The sequence below is a fragment of the Kribbella sp. VKM Ac-2566 genome, assembly GCF_004366005.1.
GTDB lineage: Bacteria > Actinomycetota > Actinomycetes > Propionibacteriales > Kribbellaceae > Kribbella > Kribbella pratensis.
The window spans coordinates 738,191-757,201 of record NZ_SODT01000008.1; the positions used below are offsets into that span (position 1 = coordinate 738,191).

General features: G+C 66.3%; 20 protein-coding genes and 2 tRNA genes. 17 read left to right on the forward strand and 5 right to left on the reverse strand.

What is annotated here, in order from left to right; genetic code table 11:
• Positions 1-15 precede the first annotated feature (15 nt).
• The 7 genes from EV647_RS06405 to EV647_RS06435 all read left to right on the forward strand — a co-directional run bounded on the left by EV647_RS06405 (position 16) and on the right by EV647_RS06435 (position 4,075).
• Positions 16-339, forward strand: coding sequence for a helix-turn-helix transcriptional regulator (locus tag EV647_RS06405; protein WP_133999804.1), 324 nt, complete (start codon positions 16-18; stop codon positions 337-339).
• Complete coding sequence (locus EV647_RS06410; protein WP_133999807.1) at positions 332-886, forward strand: SRPBCC family protein; 555 nt, start codon at positions 332-334, stop codon at positions 884-886. Before EV647_RS06405 ends, EV647_RS06410 begins: the two co-directional genes overlap by 8 nt.
• Before the next feature lie 97 nt (positions 887-983).
• On the forward strand, positions 984-1,868 hold the full coding sequence (locus tag EV647_RS06415) for an RNA polymerase sigma factor RpoD/SigA (RefSeq protein ID WP_133999810.1): 885 nt from the start codon (positions 984-986) through the stop codon (positions 1,866-1,868).
• 72 nt (positions 1,869-1,940) lie between these two features.
• Entirely contained in the window at positions 1,941-2,480 is a 540-nt protein-coding gene (locus EV647_RS06420; protein WP_238175177.1) for a hypothetical protein, read from the forward strand.
• A gap of 94 nt (positions 2,481-2,574) precedes the next feature.
• A tRNA-Asn gene (locus EV647_RS06425) sits at positions 2,575-2,647 on the forward strand.
• A 104-nt stretch (positions 2,648-2,751) separates the two neighbouring features.
• Positions 2,752-3,306, forward strand: a complete 555-nt coding sequence (locus EV647_RS06430) for a DUF4232 domain-containing protein (protein WP_255517901.1) — start codon at positions 2,752-2,754, stop codon at positions 3,304-3,306.
• A gap of 106 nt (positions 3,307-3,412) precedes the next feature.
• A complete protein-coding gene (locus tag EV647_RS06435) occupies positions 3,413-4,075 on the forward strand; it encodes a hypothetical protein (protein ID WP_133999818.1) in 663 nt (220 codons plus the stop codon).
• A gap of 109 nt (positions 4,076-4,184) precedes the next feature.
• Here the strand turns inward: EV647_RS06435 and EV647_RS41895 are convergent, their stop codons facing one another.
• The gene (locus tag EV647_RS41895) at positions 4,185-4,322 is read right to left on the reverse strand and encodes a hypothetical protein (RefSeq protein ID WP_166679802.1); all 138 of its coding nucleotides are present in this window, start codon (positions 4,320-4,322) and stop codon (positions 4,185-4,187) included.
• Between the two features lie 128 nt (positions 4,323-4,450).
• On the opposite strand from EV647_RS41895, the gene EV647_RS06440 reads away from it, so the two are divergent.
• Positions 4,451-4,524 (forward strand) — tRNA-Ile (locus EV647_RS06440).
• 159 nt (positions 4,525-4,683) lie between these two features.
• On the forward strand, positions 4,684-6,000 hold the full coding sequence (locus EV647_RS06445) for a tyrosine-type recombinase/integrase (RefSeq protein WP_133999821.1): 1,317 nt from the start codon (positions 4,684-4,686) through the stop codon (positions 5,998-6,000).
• Positions 6,001-6,207: 207 nt separating this feature from the next.
• On the opposite strand, the gene EV647_RS06450 is transcribed toward EV647_RS06445, so the two are convergent.
• Positions 6,208-6,621 carry a nuclease-related domain-containing protein gene (locus tag EV647_RS06450; RefSeq protein WP_166680230.1) on the reverse strand — a complete coding sequence of 138 codons (414 nt, stop codon included), beginning with the start codon at positions 6,619-6,621 and terminating at the stop codon, positions 6,208-6,210.
• Between the two features lie 410 nt (positions 6,622-7,031).
• Between EV647_RS06450 and EV647_RS06460 the strand changes: the two genes are divergently transcribed.
• Positions 7,032-7,661, forward strand: a complete 630-nt coding sequence (locus tag EV647_RS06460; protein WP_133999827.1) for a hypothetical protein — start codon at positions 7,032-7,034, stop codon at positions 7,659-7,661.
• 19 nt (positions 7,662-7,680) lie between these two features.
• Entirely contained in the window at positions 7,681-8,256 is a 576-nt protein-coding gene (locus EV647_RS06465; RefSeq protein WP_133999831.1) for a hypothetical protein, read from the forward strand.
• Between the two features lie 267 nt (positions 8,257-8,523).
• On the opposite strand, the gene EV647_RS42490 is transcribed toward EV647_RS06465, so the two are convergent.
• Complete coding sequence (locus EV647_RS42490; RefSeq protein ID WP_202876053.1) at positions 8,524-9,051, reverse strand: MBL fold metallo-hydrolase; 528 nt, start codon at positions 9,049-9,051, stop codon at positions 8,524-8,526.
• Positions 9,052-9,742: 691 nt separating this feature from the next.
• Here EV647_RS42490 and EV647_RS06475 point away from each other — a divergent pair.
• Together EV647_RS06475 and EV647_RS06480 are read left to right on the forward strand one after the other, a co-directional pair.
• Positions 9,743-10,423, forward strand: a complete 681-nt coding sequence (locus tag EV647_RS06475; RefSeq protein ID WP_133999834.1) for a hypothetical protein — start codon at positions 9,743-9,745, stop codon at positions 10,421-10,423.
• Positions 10,424-10,813: 390 nt separating this feature from the next.
• The gene (locus tag EV647_RS06480; protein WP_133999838.1) at positions 10,814-12,049 is read left to right on the forward strand and encodes an IS110 family transposase; all 1,236 of its coding nucleotides are present in this window, start codon (positions 10,814-10,816) and stop codon (positions 12,047-12,049) included.
• A 1,024-nt stretch (positions 12,050-13,073) separates the two neighbouring features.
• Here the strand turns inward: EV647_RS06480 and EV647_RS06485 are convergent.
• Positions 13,074-14,798, reverse strand: a complete 1,725-nt coding sequence (locus EV647_RS06485) for a S8 family serine peptidase (RefSeq protein WP_133999841.1) — start codon at positions 14,796-14,798, stop codon at positions 13,074-13,076.
• Between the two features lie 471 nt (positions 14,799-15,269).
• Here EV647_RS06485 and EV647_RS06490 point away from each other — a divergent pair, with 471 nt between their 5' ends.
• The 4 genes from EV647_RS06490 (at position 15,270) to EV647_RS06505 (ending at position 18,655) form a co-directional block, all read left to right on the forward strand.
• Positions 15,270-16,184, forward strand: a complete 915-nt coding sequence (locus tag EV647_RS06490) for a hypothetical protein (RefSeq protein WP_133999844.1) — start codon at positions 15,270-15,272, stop codon at positions 16,182-16,184.
• Between the two features lie 206 nt (positions 16,185-16,390).
• A complete protein-coding gene (locus EV647_RS06495) occupies positions 16,391-16,663 on the forward strand; it encodes a zinc-binding dehydrogenase (protein ID WP_238177054.1) in 273 nt (90 codons plus the stop codon).
• A gap of 313 nt (positions 16,664-16,976) precedes the next feature.
• The gene (locus EV647_RS06500; protein ID WP_133999847.1) at positions 16,977-17,837 is read left to right on the forward strand and encodes a helix-turn-helix transcriptional regulator; all 861 of its coding nucleotides are present in this window, start codon (positions 16,977-16,979) and stop codon (positions 17,835-17,837) included.
• 77 nt (positions 17,838-17,914) lie between these two features.
• Positions 17,915-18,655 (forward strand): hypothetical protein, encoded by a 741-nt coding sequence (locus tag EV647_RS06505; RefSeq protein ID WP_133999849.1) that lies wholly within the window; start codon positions 17,915-17,917, stop codon positions 18,653-18,655.
• Positions 18,656-18,659: 4 nt separating this feature from the next.
• Here EV647_RS06505 and EV647_RS06510 read toward each other — a convergent pair whose 3' ends face one another.
• A complete protein-coding gene (locus EV647_RS06510) occupies positions 18,660-18,935 on the reverse strand; it encodes a YggT family protein (protein WP_133999852.1) in 276 nt (91 codons plus the stop codon).
• Positions 18,936-19,011 lie beyond the last annotated feature (76 nt).

Sequence of the window (19,011 nt, forward strand, 5' to 3'; positions counted from 1 at the left end):
GTAATACTTCTCGGCATGGACGTGTTCGAGGCGATCGCGGAGCCGAGCCGGCGGGAAGTACTCGATCTGCTCGCGGAGCGGGAGCGACCGGCCGGTGAACTGGTGGAGCATCTGCACCGGCTGACGCAGCCGGCGGTGTCGCGGCACCTGCGGATCCTGCGTGAGGTCGGGCTGGTCGACGTACGGCCGGAGGGCCAGAAGCGGATCTATGTGCTGCGCGCCGACCGGCTGATCGAGATCGAGAACTGGATCAGCCGGTACCGCAAGTACTGGCCGCGGCACCTCGACGCCCTCGAGCAGCATCTGGCCGACAACCCCGAGGAGCACCCGCATGACTGACCCCTTGACCGGCTCTGACCGCTTGACCGGCTCTGACCGCTTGACCGGCTCTGACCGCTTGGGCGAGCTCGCCATCGACGGCGACCGCGCCACCATGACTTTCCGGCGCCACCTTCCGCACCCGATCGAGCGGGTGTGGGCCGCGCTCACCGATCCCCTCGAACGCAAGGCCTGGTTCGGCGAGACCGAGATCGACGGACGCGCCGGCGGCAGCATCGAGATGATCCCGACCGATCCCCCGGCGGCGCCGGACGCCAAGCGGCTGACCGGCCGGATCCTCGTCTGGGACCCGCCGCACGTCCTCGAGCACGAGTGGCGCCAGCGCATCGTCGAAGACGGTGTCGTGCGGTACGAGCTCCGCCCGGACGGCGACGGGACGTTGCTCACCTTCACCCACACCGGCCTGTCCGAGCAGCACGCCCGCGGCTTCATTCCCGGCACGCACGCCTTCTTCGACCGGCTCGAGGCCTGGCTCGACGACGCCGAGATCCCCGACTGGTCCGACCGATACGCCGCGCTCGCGCCGTCGTACCCCGCCTGGATCTGACTCGATGTAGTTATCCACATACTCGAAGTCACCGGTCCTGGGTGGGTCGAATCGCGGCACTCTCTTTGGCAAGGAGATTGGCGGCGAAGGGTCCGGAATGGGAGATCTCGACTGTGAACCGGCGGACATCACCGCGCTGGTGGCGTACCTGCGTGACATCGGACAGCACGAACTACTGACCTTGGAGGAGGTGAACGAGCACTCGTACTGGATCGAGGCCGGCCTGCTGGCGGCGGAGCGCCTGGCCGGCGATCCGGGGCGGCACGATCCGCGCGACCTGCAGAAGGTGGTCGCGCTCGGGCGGCACTCCTGGCAGCGGATGATCGAGGGCAACCTGCGCCTGGTCGTGTCCCTCGCCCGGCGGTACGGCGGGAAGGGCATCTCATTGCTCGACTTGATCCAGGAGGGGAACATCGGGCTGATGCGGGCGGTCGAGCGGTTCGACCACCGACTCGGGCACCGGTTCTCGACGTACGCGATCTGGTGGATCCGCCAGTCGATCGGGAGGGCGATCTCGGACCGGTCGCGCCTGGTCCGGATGCCGGCCCAGGCGTACGCCGACGCGTCCCGGGTGGCGTCGGCGCGCCACGACCTGACCCAGGAGCTGGGACGTGAACCCGGTACGCCGGAACTCGCGCGGGCGACCGGGCTGAGCATCGCGCGGATCGAGCGGGCGCAGGCGTGGCGGATGCAACCCGAGACGCTCGATCTCGACGACACCGACCCGGTCATCGACGACGACCCGATCGTCCTGCGAGCCGCCCTGCGCCGGGACCTTGCCCATCACCTCCAGTTTCTCGACGACCTGCACCAGTCCGTGCTCCACCGCCGGTACGGGCTGCACGGCCATATCCCGTCCACCGCTGAGGAGATCGCCACGCAACTGGGACTGAACACAGCGAAGGTCCGCGCCCTGGAGCGAGAAGCCCTGCGCCAGCTCCGCCGCCGAGCCCTCCCCCAACTCCGCGACTACGTCGCCTAACCAACAACCGCACTCAACCGCGCCGATCGAGTGCGCTGATCGGCTTCTTGGGGTGGCTGGGATGATGTAGGTGTGAGACTTCTGCGTAGTCCCTGGCCGCGCGAGCTGGGCGCGGCCGTGTCGGCCGCCGCCCGTGAGTCGACGGGGAGCAAGGAAGATGTCCTGGCCGCCGTCGAGCTGACGAACGGCCGCTGGGTCGCCGGCACTCGCGCCGCCGTCTACCTCCCGTCGGACGCCGCCGACGCCGACCGCCGGGTCGGCTGGGAGAAGATCGAGCGCGCCAACTGGGACTCCGAGGCATCGGTCCTGCACGTCTACGAGACCACCGATTTCGGCACCCCGCTGCGCGCCACGGAGCTCAAGGTCGAGGACCCGGGCCGCTTCGGCCAGCTCCTCCGCGAGCGCGTCGACGCGAGCATCGTCGTACAGCGTCATGTCCCGCTGTCCGGCAAGCGCGGCGTACGCATCGTCGGCCGCCGCAACCCGGCCGCCACCGACGCGCCCGTCACCTGGAACTTCGTTCTGGACAAGGGATTGGAGCCCACCCAGCCCGGCGTCGTGGACGCGGCCGAGGCTGCCCTCCGGCAGGTTCGCGACGAGTTCGGAATCTGACCCGGCAGCGGCCCGAATCCCGTTTTTGTAGTTCGCCGCCCGCCTGCTAACCTACTCAGGTCCTCGGGGATCGAGGGCTCGAGCACCACCACGATCCCGCGTAGCTCAATTGGCAGAGCAGCCGGCTGTTAACCGGCAGGTTACTGGTTCGAGTCCAGTCGCGGGAGCAACACACCAGCCGGGCCTCCACAGGAGCCCGGCTTCTGCATTTTCCGGACCTCAACCACGGGGCAGGTAAGTTCGGGGAATGCATCGCTGGGGGTGGGTGGGGATGGTCGGTGGGCTCGTCCTGCTGACGAGCTGCGGAACTGAGGCAGCGGGCGGGCCAGGTGGAGGGCCGACGTCGGCGAGCGTGAGTACGCCGACTCCGACAGTGGGGCGGCGCACGCCGACCCCTCCCCCGCCAACCTGTCCCGCATCGGGCGCGATGATCACCGTCGGGCCTGTTGAGCCGGCCCTCGGACATCGAGCCGTCGTACTCAAGCTGACGAACTGCCGGACCGCCCCGATCACCGTCAACGGCTACCCGGACGTTGCCGTACTCAACGCTCGCCGACGAACGATGAACGTGACGATCGAGCACGGTACGTCGTACATGGCAAGGGACCCAGGCCCAACCCGGATCCGCCTGCGTAAAGGGGAATCGGCGCTCGCCGCAGTCTCCTGGTCCAGCACCGTGGAAGTTGCCGAGGACAAGGCCTCCGGCACCTATCTCGCCGTCGCGCGCCACCGCGACGAGCGACCGGTGACCTGGCCGGTCGACACCGACCTCGGCACGACGGCCAAGGTCACGCTCACCGCCTGGTGCCTGAAGTTCCCGAATTGATTCGCCACGAATATATTTCGGCGTACCTATTGGCCTAGACCGGGAACTGGGCTAGCTTCCTTCCAGTATCCCGAGGGGGCCTCGGGGATGGAGGGGAAGGAACCCTGTGAACATCAAGAAGGTTTTCAACACCAAAGGTGGCCGACTGCTGGTGGCCGCCGTACTGGGGGCCGGCGTGCTGGTCGGTGTCACGGTCGCGGCGAACGGCGCCGTACGGCCGGACTGCAAAACCCTGTCGTACCCGCTCTGCCCGCGCTCGGTCGCGGCGTCGCAGGTCGTCGACAACAGCATCCCGGCCAGCAAGCTCGTGCCGGGCGATCGCGCAGCATTCCTCAAGAACACGGACATGTACGGCAAGGCCGGTGTCTCAGCCGACTTCAAGGCCGTGACGATCGACAAGATCGGCGGGTCGTTCAAGACCAACAAGACCAAGGTGGGCGAGTTCAAGCTCGAGCCCGGCACTTGGCTGCTGAACTCGACCGCGTTCTTCGCCCGCACCACCGCAGGCGCCGCAGGCACCCGGCCGCAGCTCGCCCTCCGCGTCGGTGCCTCCGACACGGCGTTCGGCACCGACTACGGCACCATCCTCGGCGCCGAGATCTCCCCCGCGAAGGACCGCGAACTGACCGGCTCCACAGTCAAGGTCGTGACCGTCGACAAGGCGACCACCGTCGAGGTCTTCGCCTTCGGCTACAACGACGACGCCAGCTCGGCCGGAAGCGGCGAGATCGCAGCCTCCGCGTCCGTCGTAGCGGTCCTGGTCGGCTGACCGGCCACTAGCCCGGCCACTAGCTGGTCAACGACTAGCCATCGGCTCGTCAAGGAGACCCTGACCGCATCGCGCGGTCAGGGTCTCTTCGTGCTTCAGGAGGAAGTGTCTACTTCCCCTTCTTCCGGTCGATCGCTCGCTGGATACGTTGCGGAGGCTGACCGAGGATCTTCGCGAGCAGCGGCACGCGGTACTTGTACGCCGCGATCGCGCCCACCACGAGCACCAGGAATATGAACCAGCCCATCGGGGTTCCCTTCGTCCGGACCTGCCTCCATCATGCCCGGTCCGCGGTAACCACCCCTCAGTCAAACCCCTGACCCACCCCTGGTTTCGCACCCCACCCCCACCCACCAGATACGATCTCCCGCACACGGGGCGGTAGCTCAGCTGGTTAGAGCAGGGGACTCATAATCCCTGGGCCGCGGGTTCGAGTCCCGCCCGCCCTACTCCGCGAAACCGCAGGTCACGGCCACATCCGTCGTGACCTGCGGCTGATGCATCACCGCTCGTGACATGTCCCATGACATGAATGTCGAGGTCGCCGCACGGCTGCATCGCGGACGCCGCAGGAGCGCAAGCGAGCCAACTTAACGCGAACCAGTCCGATGCGCTGCGAGTGCGGGCGTACGCCGCCAGGACCGCGTGGCACGCGGCCCGCGGCACGCCCAGGGTCCGGGGAAGCTGAAGACCCGTTCCGCAACCAGGTCGACGAAGGCCGGAACCCAACAACCCGAGCCAATGTCGGCCAACTCATCGTCAAGTACCTCGAGGTTGTCGACGTCGACGTCGACTTTGCGGAGGAACCGCTCGAAGTACAGGACCACATCAAGCCACTTCTCGATACAACGCCGCCGTCGAAACTCGGCGAGATCGGCGCCGCCGCCGAGATCCTCGACTCGTTCTACGCCGAACTCCGCCGCCTTCACTGCGATGGCAAGGCGTTCATCGAGCACCGTACGGCGGTGCCTCATCAATGCGACGAGCACGAGGGCAACCGCTCCCCCCGCAACGACCCTCAGGAAGGCCGGCGGTGCCGCCGAATGTGCAAACCGCATGTGTGCAAGGGCCTCGGCGCCTCGGCCATTCACCAGATCCACTGGATCCTCAGCGACGCGCTCGATCGGGCAGTGGTGTGGGGATGGATCGCGGTGAACCCCGCCGAGCATGCGAGCAAGCCCGGATTGCCCACGCCAGATCCACACCCGCCGACTGTTGACGAGGTCGATCGCCTGCTCACAGAAGCCTGGGAAGAGGACGAGGACTGGGGCGCCTTCCTATCCACGAAAACAACGACCGGCAATCGCCGCGGGGAGATGTGCGCTCTGCGTTGGAGCGATCGCACTCGGCGCGAAGAAGGCGCCACGTCGGTCCTCAACGTCCGGCGATCGATCTTCGTGAACGATGCCGACCAACTCGAGGAGGACACCAAGACGCATCAGCACCGGCGGATCGTCATGGACTCAGAGCCCGACGCAGTTCTCGACGAACACGAAGCACGCTGCCGTCAGCGCGCCGACGAGCTCGGCATCCCATTCGACCCGAACGGGTACATCTTCTCTTCAACGCCGGACGGAACTCGACCGCTACATCCGGACTCCGCCAGCAAACGCTATGCGAGGCTCGCGAAGCGACTCGGAATCGATACCGAGCTCAAGAACCACCGCCACTACAACGCAACCGAGCTGATCATGGCGGGCTACAACGTACGCTCCGCCGCCGGCCGCTTGGGTCACTCGGGCGGCGGCACCACGACCCCCGGGGCTGTTGATCAGCACCGACACCGAATCGCAGGACCTTCCAGACGTTCCGATCCTTGCGGACCACGCCAATCATGGGTGTTCCCATTGAATTCTCTGCGACCAGATAGGCGTCTAGGAAGCTCGGACGGGTTGGATTCGTCATTGCAGTTCTCCTTCCTGTGAGGATCTTTTGCAGCCCGGAGTCCGTAGCCAGCTCGCTGTCGCGTTCATCCCTGATCGGCTCTGTCTACTTGGCTCGTGGTGGTCGAGTGGGATCTACACGGGCCATGAACAGTCGGAGCTTGGCGACTACTTCGGTGGCGTGTTCCTGGCTGATGATGGCGGCGGGACGCTGCGCCAGCCAGCTGCGCAGGCCTGATCCTCTGAGGATCAGTACTCCGTCGACGACACATCCTGCCTCGGGTAGTCGCGTTGCCCGCGGCCCCAGACCACGACGAGCGGCTGGGCTTCGAGAGCTTGCAGATGAACGGAGCGCAGGATCAGATTCGCGCGGCGTGCTGCGGCGCGGGCGGTTGCAACGTCGCGGTCGAGGACGGCATCGGTCAGATCCGTGGCGTGCCACTTGCTGTCGATAGCGTAGATGCCGGCTGGTGCAATGACGAGGTGGTCGAAGTCGCCGCTCTGAATCTCGAGGTTGTCGATCGAGTTCCAGATGTGCCGCTTTCGTCTGGCTCGCCGTAGGACGTCGCGGGTGTTGTCCTCCCCATATGCGCCGGACAGCTCTCGGGTCGTGCCGGTACAGACGAGGAAGAGGTGTCGCACGGCGGCGACGAAGAAGGTCACAGTGGCGCCGTGCGCAGCGCCAAGCAGGTAGCCGTGCAGGACCAACGTGACCGCGATCGTCGCGATCGCGCACAGGCAACCCCGACGAGATCCCCGCCGGCAAACTCACCCTGTCGGTCATCCGCGCCGAGCTCGCCCGCATCCTCACTCAACGCGCCATGACCGACCCCAACCTCCACCATCTGGCCGGCCGCGAGCTTTACGGCGAGGCAGACAACGTCGCTCATCCCCTCCCCGACGACCTCCACCCCGACGCCGCAACTCACGAACTGATCGCGACGCGATTCGTGCACCAAACTTTCGAGTCCAAGGGCCCATTCTCCGCATGATCCCAGCAGCGACGAATTCGGTTGTTCCCCGAGCGAAACAGGTGCACCGTAGACAGTGACCTGGGGAGCCGGGGGCGACCAGTGGATACCGCAGGGATCACAATTGCATTGCTTGGCGCGGTGAGCCTCGTCGCCGCCATCACGAACGGCCTTCGATTCATCAACATTGAGGTTCCAGCTCTCGCGTCGCCCGCCTTGCGGTGGGCTTTGGCGATCGTCGGTCTGGCTCTCCTCATCGCGGGCTTTGTACTCTTCGGGCGGCCTGCTGACGGTACCAATGGGCCGCCACCAGCACCCACCACGAGCCGACCGGCCACACCGAATCCGCCGCCAGATTCATCGGCTTCTGATCGTGCTTACTCACAGCAGGCCGCGTCGTACTGCGCAGCGTCGGCAAGTCGCATCAATGCGCTTACGCAACCGACGACTGATGACGAACGCATCAATTATACGTTTGACCTCGCCGCAGTTCTCGAGCAGTTGGCAACCAACCTCGGCACCTTGACTCAAAGTTCCCACGATCCCGGCAAGCATCATCAACTTGTATTCCGGATCAGCAATACCGCGGACAGCCTGAACGGCGCGGCCACGGCGCTCCGCACTGGTGATCGAGACGGCTACAACCAAGGGTGGAATAACGCCGACCAGTACCGGGCCGACTTCAATCGCGTGGCCGTTGAGCTCTCGCTCAACGGCTGCCAGGTGAAGTAGTCCAGGTCGGAGGTTTGACATGGGACTCGTAATTCCGCTCGCGCTGATCATCTTCGGGTCGGTTCTCCTGGCCATCGCCGTACACATGCTCCTGCCTCCAGCCGCAGACGACGCAGCTCACAGCGAGCCCGCGAACCCGATCTTCCGGGTCATGGGGCTGCTGGTCATGGTGTTCGGAGTCGTCAAGGGATTCGGAGGTGCTCGCTCGGTGCTGGAGACCATGAACCTGCCCGATCCCTACAACGAGCCTGATTCCCAAGCCTTCGCCGATGCGGACGGCACCGTTGTCTGGGGCTTCGTGATCCTCACAATCGGCGCGTACATCTGGCGCGGCGCGAAGCGGCGAGGTGTGCTGGACCGTGGTGGCCGACTGGCCATCATCGCCGGCTACTTGCTGGTGGGTGTCGCTCTGAGCGAAGCGATCGACGTCGGCACCGGAATACTGACCCCGTCAACAGACCCTGATGCGGCAGATCCTGGTGATCAAGCCCTGATCACGTTCCTTGCGTGGGGTGCTCCTGGGGCCGCAATCGTCCGCGTCGGTACCTGGTTGGCGAAGGAGAAGATTCTGCTGATCGCGAGGTTCTCGACGTGAGATCGTGCCATCCACATCCGGCCTCCCAGCTGGGCGTGTTCTGCGCAGAGGCAGCTGACTCCGCGGTCGATCCATTCCGGTAGTCGCCAGTCGGGGTGGTGCTCGATCATGAGGGCGCGGATCTCGGCGGCGGTTGTCTCCACCGACAGGCCCGAGTCCCGCCGGTGCCAGGTCTCGTCGCGGAGTTCGGTGAGGTAGTCGCGCACCTGGGCCAGGAGCTGCTCGTCGCCGACCTCGCCGTGGCCCGGGACAACGATCCGAGGTCGCTCAGCGGCGAGGCGGTCCATAACATCCAGCGCACCCCGGACACGTCGACGTCGTACGGCGGGAACCACGGAAGATCGCAAACTGGTCCGCCTCGGCCAGATCGCCCGTGAACAGGACGCCGGCGTCGGGGACCGTGATGACCTGATCGCCCTTGCTGTGCGCACGTCCGGTCGGGCGCAGCTGCACGGAGCGGCCGCCGAGGTCGAGCTCGTACGTACCGTCATACGTCTGATCCTGGACGGGAATCCGGACGCCTTCCAGTTCACGCGCGACCGGCTCGCCGAGCTGGCGGAACATGCCCAGGTAGCCCTCGCCCTTGGTCGTCAGGTCGTCGGCCTGGGCGGTGTTCAGCAGGTACGTCGCCTCGTCGGCGAAGACCTGCGCTCCGAACGCGTGCTCGGGGTGGAAGTGCGGGGCCAGGATTGGCCCCCAGTTGGTTCGTAGGAACCGGGTGAGCTGCGGGCGGAGTCTGAGGCGCGCGTAGGACCGGCGCCGACGCGGACGCCGCGGCCGAAGCCTGAGCGGCACCTGTGAGGCTCCATCACGGGCATCGTCCGCCGGGGCGCTCGCGCCCCACCAACTGTCGCCTGCTTCCCGGTGGCGCACATGTGGAAGGTTCCTCTCGCCTCAGCGCCCCTTTATCGACGGGCTCAGGCTCGCCATCGATGGCGCCATCAATATCGCAGAGGCAGTGTGCTTCGAGCCGGCCAGTCTCGACAGCGGGCGATCGGCCGACGAAATGTCATCCGTTCGGCCGACACCGGTCTCTCTGGGAGTGGTGCATCGCTGTCGCCTTCGTCGCCTCGCAGGGATGGTGTGGGGCCAGTTGTGGGGGCGACACGAGTCAAAGAGCGTTGACAGAGCCGTCAGATCGGGTCGGATATGAACTGTCGGAGACCGAAGTCGGCCCCCTTGCCAACAGCCGTCGGACCCATCCCCTGGGCCGCCGTGCTCACTGCCTGACTTCCACTTTCTGGCCGGGCCGCGCACGTCGCCCGACCGGTAGCCAGTTTGGAAGCGTGGCCGATCGTCCACCTGGAGCCCATCGCCACGCCTGGGACACACGCCCGCAGCACCCCGCGCATGACCGTCACGGACCACCGCCTAGGGCACGTAGAGGGCACAGATCGGTGACGGCGTGTCCGTTGGAGAACGTCTGAACGCCGTGTCACAGTTAGGTAACGGTCATCACGGGCGGCAACGTGCTGAAGGAACGCAGATGAGTGAGATCACCGTGCCGATGAAGCTGGCGAGCCGCATCGGCCAGACCAACTTGGCGAACGCGTTGTTGGGGCAACAGCTGACGGCGAAGGCCAGGGTGTCCGAGGCGTTATTGGGGCAACAGCTGACGGCGAAGGCCAGGGTGTCCGAGGCGTTATTGGGGCAACAGCTGACGGCGAAGGCCAGGGTGTCCGAGATGTTCGCGGGGCAACAGCTGATGGCGATGGCCGTGTTGTCCGAAGAATTCGCGAAGCGGTTGACGGTTGCTCTGGCTGGTGGGCTGGCCAAGGCCGTCACGCCGTCGTTGGCCATGATGTCCGCCAGCTTGCTGGAGCTGTCGAGATCGTCGCTCGCACCGAGCTTCGCTGCGCTTGTGCGTGAAATGCCTGAGGTGAGCGGCCTGCTCGATGAGCTCATGCGCGACGCTTCGGCCTCGCTCGATGTGGCGTCCGCACCTCATGCGGTCCAACCGATCGGCCTTGGTGCCTATCAGATTGAGGTGATCGTCTTTCTGATGATCTTTATCTGGATGCTGTCGGTGCAGTGGGACCAGATCTTCGGCGCTGGCACAGGCCTTGCTGATCGAGCAATCGCGTTCGGCGAGGTTGTGGGCGTGGCGGGCCTGCCCAAGGTCACCGTGATGGCGGTTCGAAGGTTCATCGAGTTCCTGCGGGGCTAGTCGCCACATGCCCTGTCCCCCTAATGAGTGGGTAACAGGTCCCGGGCGGCTGTTGACGTCTTCCCGTCCCTCGGCCCGGTTAGGCCTCCTATCAGGCCGACGCGACTAACGTTCGGGGCCTGTTCGCTGCGCTGCCTCGGCTCGGCGCGTCGGTGATGTCTTCTGTGTTTGGGCCGGGAGTGTAGGTCGTGGTTCGAGCCCGCCCTCACGGTCGATACCTCGTTCACCCGGAGCCCTCGAACTCTGACTCATAGACCGGGGCCGTGAGGGTTGCTGGGATCGCGAACGGCTCATCGGAGGGAAGACCCCAGAGTCTCGTCATTAGGGCGCCGCGCGTTCTCGCCAGGGTCCCGAACCGGACCCAAACCGGCTAGGAGGAGGTGCAGACAAATGAAGGTGTTCTGCGGGATCGACTGGGCCGAAGGCCACCACGACATCGCGCTGGTCGACGAGTCCGGTCGGCTGATCGCGAAGAAGCGCATCAGCGAGACAGTGGCCGGGTTCGCCGAACTCACCGCGATGCTGGCCGCGGCCGGCGACACGGCCGAGGACCCGATCCCGGTGGCGATCGAGACCCCACGCGGCCTGCTAGTCGCAGCCCTGCGGGCCACCGGGCGTCCGGTCTACGCGATCAACCCAATGGCCGTCGCGCGCTACCGCGAGCGACACACGGTCAGCCGGGGCAAGTCCGATCACGCCGACGCGATGACGCTGGCCAACATCCTGCGCACCGACCTGCATGCTCACCGTCGACTGCCGGCCGACACCCACCTGGCCCAGGCCATCGCATTATTGGCCCGCGCGCACCAAGACGCCACCCGGCACCGCACCAAGGCCTCGAACGAACTGCGCTCGCTGCTGCGCGAGTACTACCCAGCATTCCTCGAGACCTTCGCCGACAAGACCGCCAGCAACCTGGCCACGGCCGACGCTCGCGCGACACTGGCAATCGCACCAACAGCGGCCGCGGCAACCAAACTGTCGAAGGCGCGGATCGCCGCCGCGCTGCGCCGCGCCGGGCGCCAACGCCGCATCGACACGACTGCGGCACGGCTACACGCCGCGCTCCGCGAGCCACAGCTGCGTCAGGCTAAACTGGTCGAGCAAGCCATGGGGCGCCAGGCACTCGCCCTGCTCGCGGTCCTCGACACCGAATGCCGCAACGTCGACGAACTCGGCGAGGCCGTCGACGAGGCGTTCCAGCAGCACCCCGACCACGCGATCATCACCAGCTTCCCCGGGCTGGCCGACAACACCGGCGCCCGGATCCTGGCCGAACTTGGCGACGACCGGACCCGCTTCACCGACGCCCGAGCGGTCAAGGCCTACGCCGGATCCGCGCCCATCACCCGCGCCTCCGGCCGCTCCATCTGCATCACCCACCGCCGCGTCAAGAACGACCGCCTCGCCGCGGCCGGCTGGGCCTGGGCCTTCGCCGCCCTAGCCCACGACGACCACGCCAACAGCCACTACCGACAGCGCCGAGACCACGGCGACCGACACCCAGCCGCACTACGCCACCTGTTCAACCGGATGCTCGGCCAGCTCTACTACTGCCTCCAAACCGGCCAGCACTACCAACCCCACAAAGCCTTCGCCGCGCCACAGCCCGATCTCGGAGTCTGATCACGCGGACCGAGACAGCCAGGCACGTCAGGTCTTGATCTGCCCGGATAACCATCCCAACCAGAACTCACGAAGGTTCGGTGCGAGTGGTCGCGCTTCCTGCTCGATAGGCGACCAAGCGCAGACGGTGGTTTCCCCGTCTAGTGCGACACAGAAGGGATCTCCGGTGCCGCCGTCGCCGAAGCCAAGCAGCCTCCGCCGAGCCTCGGACTCCCACCCGTTCCAGGCTTCAAGATTCCAGCGCGCAACGTCTCCAAGCCGCCACATCACGAACCACTCGCCCGGCTTGTCCAAGATGCCGTCGCCTCATACAGTCCGCGGAGCTCGGCTGGGAACGTGATGCCGAGCCGAAGCTCGACGGCCGCGATCTCGCCAGGATCGACGGGAGGCTGCAGCTCCAGGCCGTCGTCAGCAGCCTGCAGTGTTTGTCGCCAGGCGCCTGCGTCCATAGCGGGAAGCCTCTCACGCCAACCCGCGACGAACACAGAAACCAAACACTCGCGACATGCCGCTTAACCACATCGGAGGTCTGATAGCTGCCAACCAAGGTCAGCGCGGGGGTGGGTCACGAGTCGGCTTGCCGATCCCGGAGGGACGCCGTAGGCGCTCTTGATGCGTGTCGTGGTGGCCGAGCGGCCAGAGGACGGGGCAACCCACGGTCAGACGCCTCCAGTCCAGTCGGTACGGTGGCCAGCTCGGTCTGCGGGAGCGGCTCGAACCGCTCGGCCGTGCCATGGTTCCTGCCATGAACTCGCGTCTCGCAGAGTGGGTTGAGTCAGCTAGAGGGGTCGGAGTCCGAAGTCCCGCAGCCTCAAAGTTGGGCAGTGTGGCAAGTGGCGTGGCTCTCATGATGCCTGGGCCGCGGGTTCGAGTCCCGCCCGCCCTACAGCGCGTCACCGCAGGTCACGGTCATGTCCGTCGTGACCTGGACTATCGCAGTGCTTTCGCGTGGCTGGCCGCCTGCGGGAGCAACTTGCTCCAGGGGCCGGCGCCGGGGGCTTGGTTCCGGCGCCGGCCGGGTGAGTTAGTGCCCTCGTGCGACCTTCGTTGCGTCGATGATGCCGTCGCCGAAGAACCCGTTGTTCGTCGGCGAACCTTCGCAGGTCTGGGTGGAGGTCACGGTCACGAAGGACCCGTCGGGTTGCCGGACCTGGCGGGTGTAGGTGAACATCGCGGGCGTCGGGCACGGCGTGTCGGTCGCCGTACCGCGCAGTGCCTGCTCTACAGCGGCCGGCGAAGCCTTCTTGCCACCGTTGACGCTGTCCGGAACGCCCAGTCGACTGACCGCCAGCACAGCGACGCCGGCCGCGTGCGGTGACGCCATCGACGTGCCCTGCAGGTACTGGTAGTAGCCGCAGATTTGCTTGTCGCAACTCTCGACGACGTTGGGCGTGTTCGGCGTCCCGTCGGGATTGAGTTGACCGCGTTCCTCGGCGAGGTGCTTCGGGTACGCGGCGAGCACGGCCTTCGTGATGTCGCGCTTGTTGTCGGCGGTGTCGTACACGTCCCCGCCAGGTGCGGACAAGTCGGCGTAGCCGTTGCCGAAGTCCGAGTAGTAGGCCTTGCGCTTGGAGATGCCGGTGCTGGTCACCGCGAGTACGTGGTTGCCCTCTGACGGCATCGAGGTACACGAGGCCGGGATTGTCCGCTCGTACGGCGCTTCACCGGGCTCGTCGGCGAAGTCCGGGCTCGAGGTGTCGACGAGCGTCTTGCTGTAGTCACTCGCGCCGTTGCCCGCCGCCGCGACCAGCGTGACGCCGTGGTCATAGGCGTAGTCGAGTGCCCGCTGCATCGCCGTCACGACAGTTCGCTGCTCGGCCTGGGCCTCGGGCGAATCGGCCGGGTTGTCGGGGCAGTTGAACAGCCACGGATCGACGTAGAAGCTCATGTTCACGACGTCGATGCCGTGATCGCCCGCGTAGGTCAGGGCATCGACCGTGGGCTGCAGGAAGAAGAAGCCCGAGTCCTGTCCGGCGCGCAGGTTGACGATCGTCGCCTTCGGCGCGACGCCCGCGATCCCGAGCTTGTTGACCGGCGACGCGATCTCGGACGCGACGTGCGTACCGTGACCGTTGTCGTCCTCGTCGGCAGGGTCGACGCAGCTCGGGTGCTCGCACGGTCCGTCGACCGTCGCGCCGTTCGCGTCGACCGGGATGTCTGTCGTGAAGTTGCGGCTCAGCGCCTTGTCGAAGTTGTGGGCGATGTCGGGATGGGTGCCGTCGACGCCGGTGTCGATGATGCCGACCCGTACGCCAGTGCCCTGCTCGTAGCGCTGGGAGCCATCGGCGGTGGCGCCGATTTGCTGCATGTCCCACTGCAGTCCGGCCAGCGGCTCTTGCTTCTTCGCCTCCGTCGCGTTCGCACTGCCTGCACTTGCCCCCTGAAGGTCGGTCTGTGCGGCGTCGAGCTTCAGCCTCGCCTTCCCGACGGCTGAGCCGTCGTCAGGCGCCCGGCCGATGACCGTGCTTCGCGCGACCCCCGCGATCGCCGACGAGGCGCCGGCGGCAGCCTGGAAACCCCCGCTCTTGGTGGTGACGGTGGCGACTCCGATCGCCGCGTTCTCACTGAGCACCGTGCCGCCGGCGGCGGCGATCGCGGCATGCGCGGCTTCAGTGGAGCCGCCCTGGGCGTAGAGGACGACAAACTGCCGCTCTTGGCCGCTGGTGGCCGTGCCGGGACTGGCTGCGACCCACAGCAGCCCGGCGACGCTCCCTGCCACGACGGCTGCGCGCGTGACGTACTTGAACATTGGACCCCTCCCTCGGATATCCAACTACAGCGAGCGAACCTTGCTGACTGATCGTCGGAACTGCGCGAGCGCGACATACCCGGAGCCGGGGCAAGGCCAGTTGAACTGGACCATCGAAAACCTGCTCACGATTCCCCCTTGTCCCGGCCAACAGCCGGAGCACCCCGGCGCCATCACAGCGCCCCACACCCCCACCTGCCCTCATACCACCCAACAGACAGCCTCAAACCGCCCGCACACGCTGCCCTGCAGCCGCAGATCGTGGCCGCATCGAGGCGTGAGCTGCGAGCGATCCAAGCCCGCCCGTGACCTGAACTCCTGTTGACGGCCTGGCGTTTGTGTCATGCTCCGTGACGGCGAGTACGCTGACGCGGCCATTGGGCTGATGTCTTGGTGGGCTCGCAACAACCTGAATGAGTGCACCTCGGGGGGACCGGGGTGGGCCTGGGGTTCTCTGGAGGGGACTACTCGATGAAGCTGCGGCGCTTTGCGCTCGTTCTGACTGGTTTCGGCCTGCTGGCCGCCAGTTCTACCACTGCTGCTACTGCCGCCGCCGCGCCCGGATCTGCCGTCGCTGCAGCCGCCACTACCTGCTGGAACTCGGTCGTCTGGCCGACCAAGGCGAACGTCGTGGACACCGTCGACGTCACCGCGCGCAAGCCGCCGGCTCCGGTGTCACCGCCGTACGTGTACTCGAAGTTCTTCGCCAGCCGCTTCATGGACAGGTGGTACCTGGCGTGGAACGCCGCGGGCACCCAGTACTACGCCTTCGGCCTGTTCCTGCTGGGGTCGAACCTGTACCGGCAGACGACCGTCCTCTCAGGCGGAAGCCCGGCGCAGTCGAAGGCGGTCAGGGTCGGCACCGGCTGGGCGAGCTTCAAGTCGATCGCCACCTCGAACTATCCCCTCAAGGGATCCCGGCCCGCGTACCTGTACGGCCTGAACAGCAACGGCAACCTGTACCGCTACGCCCCGAACGGCGCTGGATACCGGTCGGCCGGCTCGTTCGCCGGCTTCCGGGGTTTCAAGACGATGACCATGATCAGCGAGGAGAGGACGTACGACACCCTGCTGATGACCACGACCGCAGGTGCGCTCTACACCATCCACATCCCCACCACCGCCAGTGCGAAGCCGGTCGTGAAGCTGATCCGGAAGTCCGGTTGGGCGGCGTACGAATCGCTGGTCGTCAACAAGTGCGGGGTCAACGGGGCTACGATCATCATCGCCGTCGACCACGACACCCAATCCGGCTATCAGTACGGCTTCAGCAAGTTCAACGGCACAGCCACCGCGATGACGTCGTACGGCAAGGTGCCGGTCGTCTTCAACGGCCTCAACCACACGTCCCAGATCGGATTCCAGTTCATCCTCCTGGGCGAGTAGCGGTTGCTCGAGGTTGCCGTTGCGTGAGGCCCGGTCGGAGCGTCGGGTCAGTCTGGAACTGCCGCTCCAGGTGATCTTCGGCCACCGAATCTCCGGCGTCAGCGGCCAGCACCGCGCTGCGCGCGCTCGGGGTCGAGCCGGTCGCCTATGGCGATGGTCTGGTCGATCGGGTCCGTGCGCTGGCTCCCGCCGGCGTCACCGCGGCGATGGATCTGCACGGGACGGACACGGCGCTCGCGGCACGCGAAATCGGCGTTCCCGACGAGCGCATCACGACCATCGCCGCCCAGATCGACGGCATCACACCGGCGAACGGCGCCAACGCAGCCCCGGGCGCCCTCGCGGAGATCGCCGGCCTGGTTGCAGCGGGCCGCCTGCGGGTGCCGATCGCGGCCAGCTTTCCGGTCGAACAGATTCGCACCGCGGTCGAACTTCAAGCGGGGCGGCACGTACAGGGGAAGGTCGTCATCGACCTCTAGAGAGGTCGGGAACAGAACGTCGGTCGGGCGTTGTCCTTGGCGGTCGAGGAATGTCGTGGGAGTTGGGCGTGCAGGACGGACGTCTCGCCCGTTGATCGCGGTGCGGTAGGCGTCGGCGTGACCGATGGTGAATCGGACGTCTGCGGGACGATTTGTTATGCGTTTTCGCAGGTCAGAGGGCTTTTGTCGGGCTGGATGCACCAGCTGGTGCCAGCTGGGGCATGGCCTGGATTTCGCGCGGGCCGAGCGAGTATGGTCTAGGCCAACGTCGTGCATATGCACGTGCATTTGCAGATGCGCCGGAGGATGACCCGTGGCAGACCCCGAGTTCGGTTCGGACGAGTGGCAGGTCGAGTACTACCGGCATGAGTTCGCGTACCTGCTGAGATCCGTGCGCAAACGGGCCGGGAAGACAGTTCGCGAGATCGCCCGGTCCAGCAACTACACGCATCCGCACATCGCGCGATCCCTCAAAGGCACCCGGTTCCCGAACTGGAAGCTGGTGCGAGCGATCCTCAACGCCTGCGGCGTCGGCGGTGATCAGCTCAACTGCTGGCTGAGACTGTGGAAGACCGCCAGCGCGACCCAATCCTGGCCGCCACCCAGCAGCGCGCACGAGCCCGGCCGGCGCACGTGGGCAGAGATCCAGCAAGAGTGGGAAGTCCGGACGACAGCAATCCGGCAGCCCGATGCGACGCTGCTGCAGATCCAGCAAGTGGTCACGCTCGAGCAGCTAGGACGAGTGCTCACCGCACTCAGCACGCGGCAGGGTCACCGATCTCTTCGACGACTGGAAGAACTCAGCGGCATCTCGAGATCGACCTTGCACGGCTGGTACGCCGGCCAACGAAAGCCGACCGCCGCGCGGCTGCACCAACTCGCGGTCGCGCTCGGCGCAACGCAGGCGGAGCAACTGGCACTGACCCAATGCCTTTCCCGGATCTCGCCACTGCGACGACCGCCCAAGCCCGACCGACCCGCGGCGTGCGCAGCCAACAACCCTTCGCTCGGACAACACTGCACGCTGCCCAGATTCCATCAGGGACCGCATCAGGCCACCGTCGGCGAGCCGTGGCTCGACGACGGCGTGCTCGACGGCCGCAGCGGCACAGCGCCGAACTCGCACGTGGAGGCTGTGCCCACAGGGCGGGTGCACTTCGGCCCAGGTTGGTAACACCACCTCGCAGTCGGTGGCGAGCCATCCACGACGGAACCAGCAACACGAACACCCGCAGAGGAACCAAGAACGCCATGGGCGACGCGAACAACCCCGCAGGCCGGTTGCACACTCTCCTGACCGACTACCGCGCCGCCGCGCACATCGACTCGACGATGCACGCGACCTGGGCGACGGTCCTCGGTGTGTCCGAAGGGCAGGTGCCGGTAGCCCTTGCCGAGGTCGCCGCACTGATCCCCGAGATTCATCGCCTCGTCGTCCAGTGCGGAGCGGCCGAACAGCTCGCGCTCTTCGAGGCCTTCGGACGGCAGTGGGCGGTGCCGATCATGAGTGAGCACCATCCGCGGCAGACTCCCAGTCCCGGCCCGGGTGCCGTGGACCCGAACGCACTCGCGGTCCTCGGCGGGCTGTCGGCGTACCTGTCCACCTGTGCTCCCGAGGGCGCTCTCCCGGACGCTGAAGTCGTAGCTGAACTCAGAGCGGCAGTGCGTGATCTTCTCGATGCCCTTGCGCGCGAGGACTCGCTGCCCCGCGATCTGCGGTCGGTGATCAACGCGCGGCTGCACGACATCATCTGGGCTATGGACCACGTCCGCATCGGCGGACCCGGGGCTGTCAAGCAAGCCACGGAACGGCTGCTCGGTCAGATCAACATCTCGCTTTACGACGCTCCTGAGGCGCGCAGCTCCGGGCTTCTGAAGAAGGTGATGAAGACAATCTCGTGCGTCTGGATCGCTTACAAGGCAGGTCCGCAGGTCCACGCTGCACTCGATGGCTGGCAAGACCTCATTAAAGAACTGCCGCCGGGCCAGTAAACCTCTACAGGCTGAAGGCGATCGAGCGCAGGATCAGTGCGGCGATGAAGACTGCGGTGAAGGCCAGGTCCAGTGACAGGCCGCCTGCGCGGACCGGGGGCAGGAAACGTCGTACTCGGGCGATTACCGGTTCCGTCCAGGCGTGAGTCAGGGCGCGGGCTCGGGTTGCCCATTGGGGGCCGTTCGCGAGGACGCCTGTCCAGTCCAGGACCATCCGGGCGAGCAGCACCAGGATGAATGCGGTCAGGACGTACCCGACCAGGGCTCCGATGAGACTCATGGGCAATTCCTCCGTGATCGCTGACCGTCTTGTCAGTATCAACGGTGCAGACCACGGAGGAATGTCCCCCTGGCCA